The sequence below is a fragment of the Anabaena catenula FACHB-362 genome (genome assembly GCF_014698735.1).
In the GTDB taxonomy this organism is placed as follows: domain Bacteria; phylum Cyanobacteriota; class Cyanobacteriia; order Cyanobacteriales; family Nostocaceae; genus Anabaena; species Anabaena variabilis_A.
Map to the genome: position 1 here is coordinate 100,160 of NZ_JACJTQ010000002.1, position 16,672 is coordinate 116,831.

15 protein-coding genes and 1 CRISPR repeat array (1 of these 16 only partly in view) are annotated in these 16,672 nt (G+C 41.0%); of the genes, 7 read left to right on the forward strand and 8 right to left on the reverse strand.

Annotated elements, in window-relative coordinates; translation table 11 throughout:
- Positions 1-367: direct repeats of the CRISPR family, unit length 37 nt; unit sequence GTTTCAATCCCTAATAGGGAGTAATGAAAATTGCAAT; it begins 3,181 nt to the left of the window's first position.
- 240 nt (positions 368-607) lie between these two features.
- Positions 608-1,699, reverse strand: coding sequence for an alanine dehydrogenase (gene ald / locus H6G68_RS02400; RefSeq protein WP_190905187.1), 1,092 nt, complete (start codon positions 1,697-1,699; stop codon positions 608-610).
- A 347-nt stretch (positions 1,700-2,046) separates the two neighbouring features.
- On the opposite strand from ald, the gene H6G68_RS02405 reads away from it, so the two are divergent.
- From H6G68_RS02405 to H6G68_RS02415, 3 genes are all read left to right on the forward strand, one after another.
- Positions 2,047-2,211, forward strand: a complete 165-nt coding sequence (locus H6G68_RS02405) for a hypothetical protein (RefSeq protein ID WP_190648489.1) — start codon at positions 2,047-2,049, stop codon at positions 2,209-2,211.
- A gap of 262 nt (positions 2,212-2,473) precedes the next feature.
- Positions 2,474-2,776: a hypothetical protein gene (locus H6G68_RS02410; RefSeq protein ID WP_127056318.1), complete on the forward strand. Its 303-nt coding sequence runs from the start codon at positions 2,474-2,476 to the stop codon at positions 2,774-2,776.
- 47 nt (positions 2,777-2,823) lie between these two features.
- Positions 2,824-3,894, forward strand: a complete 1,071-nt coding sequence (locus H6G68_RS02415) for a WD40 repeat domain-containing protein (protein ID WP_339327832.1) — start codon at positions 2,824-2,826, stop codon at positions 3,892-3,894.
- Between the two features lie 5 nt (positions 3,895-3,899).
- Here H6G68_RS02415 and H6G68_RS02420 read toward each other — a convergent pair whose 3' ends face one another.
- From H6G68_RS02420 to H6G68_RS02435, 4 genes are all read right to left on the reverse strand, one after another.
- The gene (locus H6G68_RS02420) at positions 3,900-4,361 is read right to left on the reverse strand and encodes a hypothetical protein (protein WP_190905188.1); all 462 of its coding nucleotides are present in this window, start codon (positions 4,359-4,361) and stop codon (positions 3,900-3,902) included.
- A gap of 153 nt (positions 4,362-4,514) precedes the next feature.
- Positions 4,515-5,135 (reverse strand): cytochrome c oxidase subunit 3, encoded by a 621-nt coding sequence (locus H6G68_RS02425; protein WP_127056321.1) that lies wholly within the window; start codon positions 5,133-5,135, stop codon positions 4,515-4,517.
- A gap of 151 nt (positions 5,136-5,286) precedes the next feature.
- Positions 5,287-6,978, reverse strand: coding sequence for a cytochrome c oxidase subunit I (gene ctaD / locus H6G68_RS02430; protein ID WP_190905189.1), 1,692 nt, complete (start codon positions 6,976-6,978; stop codon positions 5,287-5,289).
- Between the two features lie 66 nt (positions 6,979-7,044).
- Positions 7,045-8,073, reverse strand: a complete 1,029-nt coding sequence (locus H6G68_RS02435) for a cytochrome c oxidase subunit II transmembrane domain-containing protein (RefSeq protein WP_190905190.1) — start codon at positions 8,071-8,073, stop codon at positions 7,045-7,047.
- 408 nt (positions 8,074-8,481) lie between these two features.
- Between H6G68_RS02435 and H6G68_RS02440 the strand changes: the two genes are divergently transcribed.
- The 3 genes from H6G68_RS02440 to H6G68_RS02450 all read left to right on the forward strand — a co-directional run bounded on the left by H6G68_RS02440 (position 8,482) and on the right by H6G68_RS02450 (position 11,866).
- A complete protein-coding gene (locus tag H6G68_RS02440) occupies positions 8,482-9,405 on the forward strand; it encodes a COX15/CtaA family protein (RefSeq protein ID WP_190905191.1) in 924 nt (307 codons plus the stop codon).
- A 167-nt stretch (positions 9,406-9,572) separates the two neighbouring features.
- Positions 9,573-10,517, forward strand: coding sequence for a heme o synthase (locus tag H6G68_RS02445; RefSeq protein WP_190905192.1), 945 nt, complete (start codon positions 9,573-9,575; stop codon positions 10,515-10,517).
- Positions 10,518-10,699: 182 nt separating this feature from the next.
- Positions 10,700-11,866, forward strand: coding sequence for a pyridoxal phosphate-dependent aminotransferase (locus H6G68_RS02450; protein ID WP_190905193.1), 1,167 nt, complete (start codon positions 10,700-10,702; stop codon positions 11,864-11,866).
- A 328-nt stretch (positions 11,867-12,194) separates the two neighbouring features.
- Here H6G68_RS02450 and H6G68_RS02455 read toward each other — a convergent pair whose 3' ends face one another.
- Together H6G68_RS02455 and H6G68_RS02460 are read right to left on the reverse strand one after the other, a co-directional pair.
- Positions 12,195-12,467: a hypothetical protein gene (locus H6G68_RS02455; RefSeq protein ID WP_190905194.1), complete on the reverse strand. Its 273-nt coding sequence runs from the start codon at positions 12,465-12,467 to the stop codon at positions 12,195-12,197.
- A gap of 262 nt (positions 12,468-12,729) precedes the next feature.
- Positions 12,730-14,010, reverse strand: a complete 1,281-nt coding sequence (locus H6G68_RS02460) for a tetratricopeptide repeat protein (protein ID WP_242045110.1) — start codon at positions 14,008-14,010, stop codon at positions 12,730-12,732.
- A gap of 455 nt (positions 14,011-14,465) precedes the next feature.
- On the opposite strand from H6G68_RS02460, the gene hpsE reads away from it, so the two are divergent.
- Positions 14,466-15,410 (forward strand): hormogonium polysaccharide biosynthesis glycosyltransferase HpsE, encoded by a 945-nt coding sequence (gene hpsE / locus H6G68_RS02465; RefSeq protein WP_190905196.1) that lies wholly within the window; start codon positions 14,466-14,468, stop codon positions 15,408-15,410.
- A gap of 183 nt (positions 15,411-15,593) precedes the next feature.
- Here hpsE and H6G68_RS02470 read toward each other — a convergent pair whose 3' ends face one another.
- Positions 15,594-16,670 (reverse strand): polysaccharide pyruvyl transferase family protein, encoded by a 1,077-nt coding sequence (locus tag H6G68_RS02470; RefSeq protein WP_190905197.1) that lies wholly within the window; start codon positions 16,668-16,670, stop codon positions 15,594-15,596.
- Between the last annotated feature and the right edge of the window lie 2 nt (positions 16,671-16,672).

Here is a 16,672-nt window from a genome sequence, read left to right on the forward strand (position 1 = left end):
GCGTCCTTGTCCCTAACGCTCACTGATACCCAGTTTCAATCCCTAATAGGGAGTAATGAAAATTGCAATACTGAACCCATCGCGTCCGCTTTTCCAGTCCCATGTTTCAATCCCTAATAGGGAGTAATGAAAATTGCAATATGGTAGCGCCTGAATCCTGTGTAAATAGAATTCTGCCTCGTTTCAATCCCTAATAGGGAGTAATGAAAATTGCAATTCGGGACTATCATTAATTCCAGTCTCCCCAGCATTACTTATATGTTTCAATCCCTAATAGGGAGTAATGAAAATTGCAATTAGCCTTAATAACATCATCTGTCTTAATACTATGTTTCAATCCCTAATAGGGAGTAATGAAAATTGCAATAGCGGGAGGCTGAAAGCCTTTGTGTATTTGGTTTTCAAGGTTCGATTGCGCGAATAGGATCATCATAGTCCATTCCAGAAATTGTGTCAAGAACAAAAAACGCTGAAACCCAGTCACCGTAAGGTGCGCGGATGGTTCATCAACATTAATAGCCGCAAAGCCAAGCCCATCAAGAGATACAGCTATTTTTTTGCAACATCTAAATTTTACACCCACCCATCCGCGCCAAAAAGCCGATTCTTAACTTACCAAATCAGGGAAAACCTCTTGTACAGCCGGATGTACCAAACGACCATTCTGCACATTCAAACCCTTAGCCAAAGCAGGATTCACATCCAAAGCCTTAATTCCCAAATTAGCCAACTGCACAACATAAGGTAAAGTACTGTTGTTCAGTGCTTGGGTTGCTGTCCAAGGTACTGCCCCTGGCATATTAGGAACACCATAATGTACCACTCCCTCATCAATATATACTGGATTCGTGTGGGATGTGGGGTGTAATGTTTCTACACATCCACCTTGGTCAACAGCAACATCCACAATTACCGAACCGGAATGCATTTGTTTAACTAACTCGCGGGATACTAAAATTGGCGCTTTCCGTCCCAAGACGAGAACTGCACCAATGAGTAAATCAGCTTCCTTAACTGCCGCTTCAATATGAGCAGAATTGCTGTAAAGTAATTCAACTCTCGAACCAAAAAGAGTTTCTAAATAAGATAGGCGTTCAACACTGACATCGAGAATCTGCACAGCCGCACCCATACCCACAGCAATTCTAGCTGCTTCTGTGCCGACCACGCCACCGCCTAAAATCACCACTTTGCCTGGTTTGACACCAGGAACACCCCCCAACAATACACCCTTGCCACCTTGCTGACGTTCTAGGAACCTGGCTCCAAATTGTACTGCTAACCGACCTGCAATGATGCTCATGGGGGTAAGCAGAGGCAGTTTATTTGCACCTGGTTGTTCTACAGTTTCGTAAGCGATCGCACAAATGCCACAATCAATTAAATGTTCTGTTAATTTGCGATCTGCTGCTAAATGCAAATAAGTAAATAATAATTGTCCTTTTTGCAGAAATTTATACTCACTTACCAGAGGTTCTTTAACCTTAACAACTAGCTCCCGATTCCAAACAGCATCCTGTGTAGAGACAATTTCTGCCCCAGCCATACTATAGTCTTCATCTGTAAATCCAGCACCAGTACCAGCTTCGGACTGAACAAAAACATCATGTCCATTTTCCCGCAGTACCCGGACACTAGAAGGACTTAAGCCGACACGAAACTCTTGATCTTTCGTTTCCTTGGGAACGCCGATTTCCATTTACAGCCTCTGATATTTTTTTGTTTCACTTTAGCCTGCCAGTATCTATCACGCTACTTCCGTATTCACTAATTCAAAATTCCAAAATAAAAATTAAAAATTAGTAAAATTAGTAAAATTACCTCTCACACACCGTTAGTCGTTTTTTTCACAACATCTTGACTAATCCCCAAGTCTTCTTACAATAGATAAAGAATAATTACAAATTGTAAAGTAAGCATTTGCGTCGCTCTCTCCAAGAACTTGCAGTGGAAATTCTCAAGCTACCTTGGCAATCAAGCTCTGCAATTAGCTGAAAAATAAATGTAAAGTTTCGTTTGCTGTCCAGAAGAGAGGAATTTTTGACAATGACACAACCCACAGTTACCCCTAAACTAGAAGAACCAAAATTTGGCTTTAATGAATATGCCGAACGTTTAAATGGTCGGGCGGCCATGATTGGCTTCATCTTGATGATGCTGATTGAATATCTCACCAATCAAGGTGTACTATCTTGGCTCGGTTTAAAGTAGTTCCAGCCGCAACTCAAGAGTTGGCAGTAGTAAACTAGTAATTAGAAGAGTCCTAACCAGTTGGAACTTCCAGCTGGTTATCTCTTGTCTACTTGAATAGTTATCATTATGGAACCGCGCAGTGACTGACCCAGTGACATTCTGACGCAGAGAGTTTTTTTGAAGAGAATGACCAATAGCGTTAAATGAGAAAAGCAAATTGCGATCGCGGTATTGTAGATCAAACTTACATTAAAATTTAACGGGAAACAAGCAACCTGTGATGAACGCTGTACTACCTCGTTTTTTGAAGTCAACCTACCGGAAAGAACCTATAATCAGTGCCTTAATCACAATGGGTGTCGTAGACGCGCTGATTGGTGGCTTGGATGATAGCTGGTCATTATTCGCTTTTGGCTTGGGAACAGCAGGAATAGCCCTGGCCTTTAAGTTATGGCGGATGCAACAGCGTCCCCCTTTACCAGAGGAGCCTGTAGCGCAACATTATTTACCTTCTCGCTCCTCTAGTCCACCCTTACCAGTGCTGACGGTTTCTAAGAAAAAACCACCCAGGAAAGAATATTGATGGCAGAGTACTGAGTGTTGATTAGATTGAAGAAGTGAGGAAAACAGGTGACGAGTAAGGGAAGAAGCGGTGGGAGTGCTGTGATTCGCCCTCAGATGATTTTGGCATTGATGGCAGCTGTTGCCTTAGCAACTTCTATTGGCCAGGAATTTTATATACATCCTGCTCAGGCGGCTAACGAAGTAATACCCAACTCTCCAGATAGCAAACCAGATAGCAAAAGCTTTGCCAATCCCCGACTGCTTCATACCTTACGCGGACATACAGGAACTGTTAAATCTCTAGCTTTTAGTCCCAATGGTAAACTTCTGGTAAGTGGTGGCGGACAAAACGAGGGTATAATTTACTTATGGAATCTGAGAAATGGCAAAAGAGTCGGTACGATTAACAGAGCGCATCAAGCGTCTGTCGATGCTGTCTTAATTTCACCAGATGGTAAAACCCTCGTCAGTTGTGGTAGTGACTACAAAATTAACTTCTGGAATCTCAAAAATCTGGAATTTAGCCGCTCTTTTGCAGAACATACGGGACAACTTTTATCTTTAGTCGCTTCTTCTGATAGTAAAGTTCTTGTTAGCGGTGGTTTAGACGGAATTCGCTTGTGGGATTTGCCCCAACAGCGCCCACTGTCTACCTTAGTCAGCTTTGATAATGCAATTTATACCTTGGCCATTAGTCCTGATGGGCAGACTTTAGCTAGTGGTGATAGTAAGGGTGTTGTAAAATTGTGGAATTTGAGTAATGGTAAATTAATCCAGCAGTTAAAAGCACATTCTCAGATAGTGACTGCTGTAGCTTTTACACCCAACGGCGAAAGGTTAGTTACTTCTAGCCGGGATAAAACTATTAAAATTTGGGATGTTAATAACGGTGTGCAAGTCCAAACCCTCACAGGACATGATAATTGGGTGAATGAGATCGCAATCAACCCAGATGGACAAACCCTAGCCAGCGCTGGCAAAGATGGCATAAAATTATGGGATTTAACTACAGGTGAGTTAAAACATACACTTGATGGTCATAGTGACTGGGTGAGTGCGATCGCTTTTAGTCCCGATGGAAAAATGCTGGCCAGTGGTGGATTTGATCAAAAAATTAATATTTGGCAAACTCAGTAATATTACTACATCTCAAAAGTATTTTGTTGTGCTAAATACCGTGCCTTCAGAGCTAAAGCAATGGCGACAAAAGCTATAGTCAGAGACATAGTTATATACTGTAGATGGACTAGGGAATGTGACTGACTAAAAATCATCGCTATAGAGTTGATAGCAACGGCATAAAATAGCATCCAGAAAAATATACCAACAGGAGTCATTATTGCTAATAATTTAGCTGTTCTTGCTGCCCTGCGGTAGTGTAGCAACCTCAAAGCCAGCCAACATCCCAATACTTGTCCAACCCACCAGCCAAAAATAAAACTGAGAAAAGGGGGTATAAATCCATCTAGAGTGGCATTGGGCATAAATATTTTCACATAACCCACACCTAAAAAATAACCTGGATACATCAGTAGGACAGCACCTATTAAACTACCTGTAGCTGCTGCTAGATATCCGCCTTTTTTATACTGTGGCAAAGACATAATTAATTCAAGCTTTAATGTTTTACACTATATAAATTCAAAATTAATCAACATATTTCCGCAAATACTGACACTCATCACAACCAATAAAAAAACCCCCAAATGGAGGTTTATAAGTTATTCGCGTGGAGTGAACAACCAAGAAATAAATACTTACAGTAGATATAGTAATCCGAACAAAATAATCCAAATTACGTCTACAAAGTGCCAGTACAGTTCAGCGGCTTCAATACCGAAGTGCTTTTCATTGCTGTAATGACCGGGAGTGCGCGATCGCCACAAAACAGCCAAAATTGCTAAAACTCCTACAGTCACGTGTAAACCGTGAAAGCCAGTTAAAACATAAAACGTACTAGCAAACAAATTGGTAGTTAAACCAAATTCCAGATGGGTATATTCATAAACCTGCCCCACCAAGAAAATTGCACCCATAGCCGCAGTAATTGCCAACCAGGTACGCATTCCCTTGCCATCATTTTTTTTGATTGCAGTATCAGCATTGTGCATGACAAAACTGCTGGCGATCAAAATCACCGTATTCACGCTAGGTAACAGCAGTTCTAACTCTGGTGTACCTGCGGGAGGCCATACAGGTAGGGTAGCGCGGAAAGCTAAATATGCTCCGAACATTCCCATAAATATCATCCCTTCCGCAATTAGAAACATAACTAGACCAAACAGACGATGGTCTGGATGTTCTTCGTGATGAGAATCTGCGGTTGCGTGGTGATGATTCTGTTCAATTTTCGCTGGGTCAATTATTTGACTTTGCATGAATTTCTCAATAGGTAATTGGTAATTGGTAATTGGTAATTGGAGGTAGAAGTCAGGAGGTAAGAGGCAGAAGGATGAGGAAGTAATTTTCTATTCCCTATTTCCTTCTTACTGTCACCTGTCACCTGTCACCTGTCACCTTCCTCCTCATTTACACACCAGACTCAATAGTTGGATATGGTTCGTCAGGTTTGGCGCTTAATACTTGATTGACATCAACTTTTTTCTCTTTCACGCCGTAGTCATAAGGGCCTGTAACCAAAACTGGTAGTTTTTCAAAATTCTCAATTGCTGGTGGTGAAGTTGTCATCCACTCTAGGGTGAGTGCGCGCCAAGGATTATTAGCCGCTTTTGGTCCGTACAACCAACTCCAAATCGCATTGATAATAAATGGTAAAGTCGAAATCGCTAAGATATAAGACCCGTAAGTACAGATTTCATTCAAAGAAGTGAATTTGGGGTCATATTGGGCAATGCGGCGATTCATACCCATCATCCCCAGTTTGTGCATGGGTAAAAAAGTCATATTGAGACCAACAATGGTCAAAACCGCATGAACCTTACCCCAAAATTCGTTCATCATTCGTCCCGTCATTTTCGGGAACCAATGGTAAATCGCTGCAAAAATTCCGAGTACGCTACCACCAAAGAGAACGTAGTGCAAGTGGGCGACGACAAAATAGGTATCATGAACGTGAATATCAAAGGGTACTGATGCCAACATCACACCACTAATACCACCAATCACAAAGGTTCCCAAGAAACCCATAGCAAAAATCATGGGACTATTGAGGCTGATTTTGCCACCCCAAATAGTTGCTAACCAACCGAAAATTTTGATGCCGGTGGGAACAGCAATGATCATCGTCGTGATCATAAAAAACATCCGCAACCAACCAGGGATACCGCTGGTAAACATATGGTGCGCCCAGACGATTAACCCCAAAAAGCTGATAGCTAGAGATGAATAAGCGATCGCTTTATAACCAAAAATAGGCTTACGGGCATGAACTGGCAGAATTTCTGAAATTGCCCCAAAAAACGGCAAAATCATAATGTAAACCGCTGGGTGAGAATAAAACCAGAACATATGCTGGTAAACCACAGGATCACCACCACCAGTGGGGTTAAAAAATGTTGTTCCTGCTAATAAGTCAAAGGAAAGCAGAATTAGCGCCCCAGCTAGAACTGGTGTAGATATCAATACCAGCGCCGAAGTTGCTAACATTGACCAGCAAAACAAGGGCATTTGATGGATTCCCATGCTGGGAACACGCATTTTCAGGATGGTGACGAGAAAGTTAATCGCCCCCAAAATCGAAGATGTACCCAACAGCAGGACGCTGACAATCCAAATCGCTTCACCAACTTGACCTGTTACCAAGCTTAAAGGAGGGTAGGAAGTCCAACCGGCATCTGGTGCATCACCCACCGCCAAACTAGCGATAAGTAACACACCCGCTGGGGGAATCATCCAAAATGCCACCGCATTTAAGCGTGGAAAAGCCATATCCCTAGCCCCAATCATCAGGGGAATGAGATAGTTAGCAAAACCCGCCCCTGCTGGTACAATCCACAGGAAAATCATGATGGTGGCGTGGAGTGTAAACAGACTGTTATAGACTTCTGGGGTGACAAAATCCACCTCTGGGGTACGGAGTTCTGTCCGCACTAAGTCAGCCATCACACCGCCAATGCAGTAAAAAACAAAGGAAGTGACTAGGTATTGAATGCCAATCACCTTATGGTCGGTACTAAAACCAAAAAAGTCTCGCCAATGTCTTTCCCCTAATTCTTCAATCTCAGGGATTTTGGCAGTTTCTTGCAACTGTACTTGTGTCATGGTCAATTAGTCATTAGTCATTAGTCATTAGTTATTAGCCGTGATCTGCGACTATCTAACCATTGATTAATGGTGAACTTGATGGAGAATTTCTGAGTGAATTCCCATGTCTTTGGTGTAAGGAGCGAGAAATTGATCTGGAGATAAATCCGCTGGCTTCATGGCCACGGCTTGATTTAGGGTTTCTTTACTAGCTACAAGTTGCTCTTGCATCCAGTTGTTAAATGCTTCCTCGGACTCAACAACTATGGGCGATCGCATGGCACCGTGATATGGTCCACAAAGTTCAGCACAGATGAGAGTATAGTCACCTGATTTTTTTGGTGTAAAGCGAAACTCGCTTTGTCTACCTGGGATGGCATCTTGTTTGAGGCGGAACTCTGGAACCCAGAAGGCATGAATCACATCATTAGCCGTCATATTGATTCGTACTTGCCGCCCGACAGGAAGGTGCATTTCCCCTGTAGTTACACCAGTCTCTGGGTAAGTAAAAATCCAGGCGTACTGAAGACCCGAAATATTAACTTGGATGTAGGGTGCTTCACCTTCATACTCCATTTGAGACATTTGGTGAGCATTGTCCATTTCTTTAATGGGGGTTTCGGGCAATGCTGTTTGAGATTGTTCTGGACTCAGATTTGCTGGTGTAGTCTGTGCATTACTTAAAGTAGCAGCAATTGCAGTTCCCGGACTTGTCATTGCTTCCTGAGTCATCGGCGCTTCATGGATGGAATGGGGATCAAAGCCGCCGAGATCGTTGTACACTTCAAAACTATAGATGGAAATACCGAGGACAATAATTGCTGGGATCGCCGTCCAGAGTATTTCTAAAGGCACATTCCCCTCAATGGCTGGACCATCTTCATTGTCGCCTGCACGGCGACGGTATTTAAATGCAGCGTAGATTAAAACACCTTCAACTAGTAAAAATATACCTGTAGAAACGATCATCATCGTGTTGAATAGACCATCTACTAAGACGGCTTCATCAGATGCGGCTGTAGGTAACAGACCGTGATTTTGACCGTACCAAAGGCTGGCTAGGGTTAGCACAATGCCAATTAGTAATGTCCAGATGGAACTTGGAATTTTCACGGCTTACTTAAATGGAATTTACGACGTTATCTCAAAGTCACTCACTTACTAAGGTAGTGCAGCCTATAAGATATGGACTCTCAATATCTGAAATCTTTATTAATTTTTTTGATTAGTTGATTAATCTTGAGTAAAACCGATTTATGTGATATTGCACCCCAAAAAAATGACAATTACTAGCAAAATTTAAGGAAAACTTTAGGAAATTTTAATTAATTGCCACTCATCACTAATTCATATCTTAAAAAATACCTAAATCTTACAGCTAAAAGTACCTGAAGTGATTCAAAGTATAAGTGAAAGCCAATCTTTAAACCCTAGCTCATAGGTTAGGGTGTAGATAGGTCTTTTCTGATCAAATAGATAATTTTAAGAATATCTACCTCAAGCGGGCGGAAGGTATCGTTGATGAACGAATTTGTCCTACAACAACAAAATGAAGCGGCAGCCCAACACAATAGCCCCAAGGAAGTAATTCGTCGCTTGGTGTGGAAAATTTGCATAGCCACCTTGATTTTGATGGCCATAGGCAGTGCCACCCGCGTGATGAATGCTGGACTTGCTTGCCCTGATTGGCCTTTGTGCTATGGGGAATTGGTGCCAGCCAAGCAAATGAATCTCCAGGTGTTCTTGGAGTGGTTTCACAGATTGGACGCAGCTTTGATTGGTTTTAGCGCGATCGCACTTGCCGGTTTATCCTGGTGGCATCGTCGTGTTTTACCCAACTGGCTACCTTGGGCTTCGACATTCGCCCTGTTCTTAATCGTCTTCCAAGGCGTTTTGGGTGGACTCACTGTCACCGAATTGTTGCGATTTGATATCGTTACCGCCCATTTGGGAACGGCGCTATTGTTTTTCACTACTCTCTTAGTCATCGGTACGGCACTTAGCCCATATCAGGGGACTGGAACTGTTGGAAAGCTGCCTTGGGTGGGTTTAGCAGCTTCTGTTTTGGTATACCTACAAAGTTTACTAGGTGCTGTAGTAGGTTCTCGCTGGGCGCTACACCAATGCTTTGGTGATTCTCAACTTTGTGGAGTTATGTACAGCCATATTGTGGGTTTGCTACCACCTACGGTGGCCACTTTGGCAATAGTATTTATCTCGTGGCGCACTCCAGCCTTACACCCAGCTTTGCGCCGATTAGCAAATATGGCTGGGAGCTTATTGATTTTACAACTGCTGTTGGGAGTCGCCACTTTTCGCTTACATCTACAAGTTGAGCCGCTAACCGTTACTCACCAAGCTGTAGGTGCTACTTTGCTGGGTACTTTAGTGGTGTTTACAGTTTTAGGGCTACGTGACAGAACAAATGGAATCATTACTCAGTAAACAGTACGCAGTTATCAGTAATTATGTGAGGGATAAAAAGCGCCACGAAAGCCTCCCAACAGTCTTATAGGGAGATTTATACCCAAGGGATGAAATTGATAACTGATACCTGATACCTGAAAACTGATACCTGATAACTGATAACTGAGAAAGGAAGTAGAGTCAACATGATTGAGACTAATGTCTCTCGCCACCACGATACATTTTTACAAGTAATTCAAAGTTACTACCAGCTAACTAAGCCACGCATTATTCCGTTGCTATTAATTACCACTGCTGGGAGTATGTGGATTGCTGCCAAGGGACAAGTGGACCCTTTCCTATTGCTAATAACCCTGATGGGTGGTACTTTGGCTGCTGCCAGCGCTCAGACTATTAACTGTATCTATGACCGAGATATAGATTATGATATGGAGCGGACGCGCCATCGTCCTATGCCTTCTGGTAGGGTACAGCCCCGCGATGCGTTGATTTTTGCGATCGCTCTGGCTGTTGCTTCTTTTACCCTACTCACAGTCTTTGCCAATTTATTAGCCGCGCTTTTAGCATTTTCTGGGATTGTATTTTACGTTTTAGTTTATACCCACTGGCTAAAACGTCACAGCACTCAAAATATTGTCATTGGTGGTGCGGCGGGGGCGATTCCAGCCCTAGTTGGTTGGGCGGCTGTAACAGATACTTTAAGCTGGGCTGCTTGGCTAATTTTTGCCATTGTGTTTTTGTGGACTCCCCCTCATTTCTGGGCTTTGGCTTTGATGATTCGTGATGATTACGCCAAAGTGGGAATACCCATGTTACCGGTGGTAGTCGGTGATAAAGCCACGGTACGTCAGATTTGGTACTATACCGTCATTACCGTGACAGCAACTGTGCTGCTGTTCTATCCTTTACACGCCAGTGGTGTTGTCTATGCCTTTGTCGCGTTGACATTGGGGGGGGTATTTGTTCACAAGGCTTGGCGCTTGTTGCAAAATCCAGAGGATCGAACTGTAGCTAGAGAGTTATTCCTTTATTCGATTTCCTACATGATGCTGTTGTGTTTAGCGATGGTGGTTGATAGTTTACCGATTACTCACAGTTTGGTAAGTGCTGTGGTTAATCAGTTTAGTTAGTAGGAAGAGCGATGGTGCTTGGCGCTATCGCTTTTTTTTAACGCAGAGGGGCGCTGAGGTAAGCGCTGAGTAACGCTGAGGTTGAAAATTTTGATTTGAGTTAAGGTTTTTGGAAAAGGCAAATCTCGACTGAGGTTCTGAGATATCCTTAGATAGGATAGAGATTCGCCGAATAAAGTAGAATGAAGCTGGCAGCAAGAGTAAGTCAGGTGACACCCTCTATAACCTTAGCGATCGCAGCTAAAGCTAAGGCCATGAAAGCAGAGGGTATAGATGTTTGTAGTTTTAGCGCTGGAGAACCGGATTTTGACACCCCGGCGCATATCAAAGCCGCAGCCGCAAAAGCTTTGGATGAAGGCAAAACCAAGTATGGTGCAGCCGCTGGAGAACCAAAGTTAAGGGAAGCGATCGCCCAAAAGCTGAAAACAGATAACGGTCTTGATTATAAGTCAGAGAATGTGATTGTCACCAATGGTGGTAAGCATTCTTTGTACAATTTGATGATGGCGTTAATTGATCCGGGTGATGAGGTCATTATTCCTGCACCCTACTGGCTAAGTTATCCAGAAATGGTGATTTTAGCAGCTGGTAAACCAGTAATTGTGCAAACGGACGCTTCTACTGGCTATAAAATTACCCCGGAACAATTGCAAAAGGCAATTACCCCAAAAACTAAGTTATTTGTCCTCAACTCTCCATCTAACCCCACAGGGATGGTGTACACGCCAGAGGAAATTAAAGCTTTGGCGAAAGTAGTAGTTGATGCAGATATCTATGTTGTTTCTGATGAAATTTACGAAAAAATCCTCTATGACGGTGCAGAACATATCAGCATCGGTTCTCTAGGTAAGGAAATTTTTGCACACACCTTGATTAGTAACGGGTTTGCTAAAGGTTACTCAATGACAGGGTGGCGACTTGGTTATTTAGCAGGGCCTGTGGAAATTATTAAAGCCGCAAGTACCATCCAAGGGCATAGTACATCGAATGTATGTACTTTTGCTCAATATGGTGCGATCGCGGCTTTAGAAGGTTCTCAAGACTGTGTGGAAGAAATGCGCCAAGCTTTCGCTAAACGTCGTCAGGTAATGTTAGACAGACTCAATGCTATCCCCGGTTTGAGTACCGCTAAACCAGACGGTGCTTTTTACCTGTTTCCTGATATCAGCAAAACTGGTTTAAAGTCTCTGGAATTTTGCAACGCTTTATTAGAAGCACATCAAGTTGCAGTTATTCCTGGCGTGGCTTTCGGCGCTGATAATAATATTCGCCTTTCCTACGCTACTGATATGGCGACTATTGAAAAGGGAATGGATAGATTAGAGAAATTTGTGCGTTCTCGAATTTAACAGCAATCATCTCATCAATTCTCCATAATGATGAGACAGACAAATTATATCTCCCCAACCCTCCTTAATCTGGTGAGTTAGGGAGATAAAAAATAATGATTATTAACTAATTAGGACTTGCTGAAAAAGTCTTTTGGTTAGGGCTAGGAGTCAGGAGTCAGGAGTCAGGAGTCAGGAGGAAGAATTAGAAGAAGAGAAGAATAGTCTTGAATCTGGTCAAGTAATAGGTTTTTGGTAGTTCCAAGGCTTATTCCTTGCACCTGATTCACCTTTTTAACCTTCAAACTCTTGATATATCTAAGTTTTAGATTTATTCAGCAAGCCCTAATTAATTTCTCCATTCATAGCGACCAGGAACGCGAACTCTCCGTCCACGTTGTTGCGTCCAATAAGGAGCAACCCAGACTCGACGACGTTGAATAACTTGTACAGGTCTGCGGTTGAAGACTCGACGACGTTGAATAACTTGAACTGGTCTGCGGTTGAAGACTCGACGTTGGACAACTTCTACAGGTCTTCTATATTGTGCTGATGCTGGTTCTGGTAAAACAGTCATGGCTAAAGGTATAGCAAGCATGATACCAGTAATAAATTTTTTCATCAAAATTCTCCTGTTAACAAATTGTTTCAGGTTGAGTACATCAAACTTTGTGATTGTTTGACTTCTCACACCAGCTATCCTAGGAGTTGAATTTTGAATTGGCTAGTTACTAAAGTCACTCATGTCACCATGACTTTAGTATGTATTTGAGGATGAAAAACGTCATGGGTTAGGGAACTCTTAACAGGGAATAGGGAACAGGGGAGAAAATTACGAATTACGAATTACGTATCCCTAGCGGGACCGTAGGCACTATTACGAATTACGAATTACGAATTATTCCCATTTCTTGCAAACCTTGACGCAGACGTTGCGCTTCTTGAGGGTTTTGTAGCTCATGGAGAGCGATCGCACTTTCAAAAGCTGCTAAACTAGTCTTAACATCGCCCACCTTTAACAGCACTACTCCTAAATTTTGATAAGCTTCCGCATAGTCAGGATTTAACAGGATAGCTTGGTTATAGGCATCAATAGCTTCAGCAAATAAACCCATTGCTTTATTTACCATCCCCAAATTGTAATGACCAAAAACAAACTCAGGGTCAATATTTAAAGCCGTTTCATAAGCATTTTTCGCACCTTGTAAATCTCCAGCCCCTTTCAACAAATTACCCAGATTATTATATCCTCCTAACTTCAACAGAGGATAAATAGGCAATTTAACAGCAGCTTGATAATGGGAAATAGCCTGATTTACATTTTTTAAATGTGTATTAGCAATTCCTAAGTGATAATGTAATTCATACAAAATATCATAATTTATTTCATTGGCATTCATGTTTTCATAAATAATATTCCTACCTCGCTGAGATTGAAAATCTTTAAATCCGCGTGGGCGGTTTTTACCTGTGTAATTTTGATTCCCAAGCACCTGCTTTAAACCTCTAGTTAATAACTCCATCCCCTCCTTAATTTTCCCCATTTCTACATACAAAGCCCCCAATTTACTGCAAACATAAGCATCATCAGGATTAGCTGCAAAAAATTCTTCCATTGCTGCTGCCGCTTTAGTATACTTATTCTGCTGGTTAATTACAGCTTTTTGATATCCCGCGTGCAGAATTGCTACTCCTGGTAAATAACCAATTTGCCAATTGGGTTCTTGAGCTAAAATAGCGGTAATGCTATCATCAACCAACGCATGATAAGGGCGATCAAAACATATATCTGGATGGTTGCGAAACAGTCGAGAAACCAGAGAATAAGGTGATTGTGTTGCTCCAACTTCTTGACGCACCAGATTAATTAATAGATATTCTTCTATATTAATTGCTGCTTTTAGCTGCGGCACAATTTCCGGTGTCAGGCTTTCATCAGCATCTAATACTAAAACCCAATCGCCTGTGACGTATTTCAAAGCTTCATTGCGAGCTTTACTAAAGTTATTGCACCATTCAAAATGATGTAACTTGGCCCCGAATTGTTGGGCAATGTGGGGTGTTTGATCAGTTGATCCTGTATCCAAGACTACAATTTCATCGACAACATTTTTAACACTACTCAGGCACTTTGGCAAGGCAGTTTCTTCGTTTTTAACAATCATGCACAAGCTGAGTTTCATATAGCAGCAAGATAGTATTTACAGCTTTGGTCAATAATAGCTTATGTAATCAAGGATTAAAAATGTGTCAAAATTAACAATATATGAGTAAAAATTAATTCCTGGGTTGGGGTAAAAAAAAAGACAAAATTAGACAAACGTTGCGTTTTTGCGATTTGATTGTAAATTTTGGCAATAAATCGCTATTTTCAACTGCGAAAATGCACAATATTTTCTGTAGTGTAGAGAGAATTTTGGATAAAGTTGTCCAGTTTTATAGAGCGTATTATGCCTAATGGTAGATTTAATTTGTCAAATCCCATTGGTGGCGATACAATTAGAGCGATTACGCAGATAACTGAGTTTTTACAGTACTTTAGACATGAGCTATAGCTAGGCTTACAGCAGGCATTTCATTCACCGATATTAACTCACAAAGTTCATAGGGAAAAGCTTCTATGGTAGATTTTACAGTAGCTATCTGTACCTACAATGGGGAAAAACGTGTACTAGATGTCTTAGAAAAATTGCGATCGCAAATTGGAACAGAGGAACTTGCTTGGGAAATTTTCATTATCGATAACAATAGCACTGATAAGACTGCTGAGGTAGTAAAAGACTATTTATCTAATTGGACTGAAACCTATTCTCTGAAATATTATTTTGAAGCAGAACAAGGACTCGCTTTTGCTCGAAGATGTGCTATCCGAGAAGCACAAAGTGATTTAATTGGATTTTTAGATGATGACAATTTACCCTATCCTAACTGGGTAGCAGCCGCTTATAAATTTGGTCAAATTCATGCAGATGCAGGTGCTTTTGGAGGACAAATTCATGGAAAATTTGAAGTCGAACCTCCTCCAGGATTTGAAAGAATAGCTAGATTTTTTGCTCTTATAGAAGGGAATAAAAATTATTGCTATAACGAAAAATATCCATCAACTAAAAAAAGAATGTTTCCCCCCGGTGCGGGAATAGTTATTCGTAAAAAAGCTTGGCTAGAAAGCATCCCAGCAATTCCCTTATTGCCCCAAACAAGTGAAGATTTAGAGATGTTACATTATCTGTGGCAAAAAGGTTGGAAATTGTGGTTTAATGCTGAAATGGAATTAGATCATTTGATTCCTAAATCACGATTTCAACAGGAGTATTTAAGAAAATTCTTTCATCAAAATGGTTTATGTCGATATTATTTCCGAATGCTGAATTATCAACCTTGGCAAAGACCTATTATGAGTCTTATCTATATGGTTAATGATTTCAAAGCAGCAATTATTTTTTATATGAAAAACAGAAATTATTTAAAAACAGATGTTGTGATAAATGGAGAAATGGAACTGCTTATAAGTCTTTCTCTGAGTCCTTTTTATCATTGGAAAAAACGATTCTTAATTACTAATTGATATTGATAATAAACCCAGGAAAATTTTATCCACAGAAGTGCATCTGGCTGAGGATTTTCAATGGTGACACTGATAGTAAGTAGGTGGGCGGGAATATTTATTACGAATTACGTATCCTTAGCGGGACTGTAAGCACTATTACGAATTACGTTGGCGGTAGCCTGCCGTAGGCACTATTACGAATTATTTTAATAGTTCTTGTACCGCAGATTCAATTTGAGTAGTATCTTTAACAAATCGACAAAATGGGATATCTTTTGTCCATGCTTCATAAAAAGATTCATTCTTATAATAAGCATTAGGTAGAAAAACATGGGGAATGCCTAACAGAATACAAAGAATATGTCCATGCAAACGATTGGTAATCACTAGTTGATGTTGCTGAAATTGATAAATCCCACTGTACATAAAACTCCATAAAAGTTTGTGCATAGAAGGATTATACATTTGATTAAATTTATCAGTATTAGAATAAATATATTGCCATTTCTGCCGATATATCCACTCAACTGGAGTCATCAAACCGCGTTGCCAAACTTCTCTTACCATTTGGGTAACAAAACGTTTTATACCTCTGTGACGAACTCCTAGCACCCATTTACATGAAGCCCAATCTTGTACCACTAAATTAGGAATTTTAACATTATCTACCGAAAATCCCTGATTTAATTCTTTGTCTGTTCTACAGAGAAAGAGAATTGATTGCTTAGGGCTAACACTAGGGGATAAAGCTGGTAAATTTAGTAATTGAAAAGCCATGTCAGGTGATTTAATAACTCGGCATTTATCAAAAGATTCTTCGGCAATTGTATAGCTACGATCATCACGGACAAATATAGTTAAATTAGGATGGGAATTAAATATATCTGCGGTTTTTTTAAGATTATCTAAATTGCTAAAGAAAATACTTTGTGGGAGAATAATAATTGGGCGATCTTGATACTTAGCAATAATCTGCTCTCGAAACTTTTGATGAGTAGGCCAAAGGTCTCCTAAATTACCTCCTCCGTGCAGAAATATGGGAGATTTACCAATTTTTTCTTCCATTACTGTTGGTGAAAAATCTGCAATACTAGAGGCGTAATTAATTTTTGTTTTTAAGACATCAGTTAGGTAAATTACAGTCCCCAGCCAGATTAAATGATCTCCTAAATTGAGGTGATCTGGATAGTTCAGCAATGCACAGGACTCAAATCTATCTAATTGCCCTAAAGCTTTGTGTAGGTCTTCTTTGATTGTCTGAGCGATGATATTTTTCATAG

Bases quoted from the DNA above. Each gene is read 5' to 3' on its own strand.
- ald (WP_190905187.1), bottom strand. From the start codon at position 1,699: ATGGAAATCGGCGTTCCCAAGGAAACGAAAGATCAAGAGTTTCGTGTC.
- H6G68_RS02405 (WP_190648489.1), top strand. From the start codon at position 2,047: ATGACACAACCCACAGTTACCCCTAAACTAGAAGAACCAAAATTTGGC.
- H6G68_RS02410 (WP_127056318.1), top strand. From the start codon at position 2,474: ATGAACGCTGTACTACCTCGTTTTTTGAAGTCAACCTACCGGAAAGAA.
- H6G68_RS02420 (WP_190905188.1), bottom strand. From the start codon at position 4,361: ATGTCTTTGCCACAGTATAAAAAAGGCGGATATCTAGCAGCAGCTACA.
- H6G68_RS02425 (WP_127056321.1), bottom strand. From the start codon at position 5,135: ATGCAAAGTCAAATAATTGACCCAGCGAAAATTGAACAGAATCATCAC.
- ctaD (WP_190905189.1), bottom strand. From the start codon at position 6,978: ATGACACAAGTACAGTTGCAAGAAACTGCCAAAATCCCTGAGATTGAA.
- H6G68_RS02440 (WP_190905191.1), top strand. From the start codon at position 8,482: ATGAACGAATTTGTCCTACAACAACAAAATGAAGCGGCAGCCCAACAC.
- H6G68_RS02445 (WP_190905192.1), top strand. From the start codon at position 9,573: ATGATTGAGACTAATGTCTCTCGCCACCACGATACATTTTTACAAGTA.
- H6G68_RS02450 (WP_190905193.1), top strand. From the start codon at position 10,700: ATGAAGCTGGCAGCAAGAGTAAGTCAGGTGACACCCTCTATAACCTTA.
- H6G68_RS02455 (WP_190905194.1), bottom strand. From the start codon at position 12,467: ATGAAAAAATTTATTACTGGTATCATGCTTGCTATACCTTTAGCCATG.
- H6G68_RS02460 (WP_242045110.1), bottom strand. From the start codon at position 14,010: ATGATTGTTAAAAACGAAGAAACTGCCTTGCCAAAGTGCCTGAGTAGT.
- hpsE (WP_190905196.1), top strand. From the start codon at position 14,466: ATGGTAGATTTTACAGTAGCTATCTGTACCTACAATGGGGAAAAACGT.
- H6G68_RS02470 (WP_190905197.1), bottom strand. From the start codon at position 16,670: ATGAAAAATATCATCGCTCAGACAATCAAAGAAGACCTACACAAAGCT.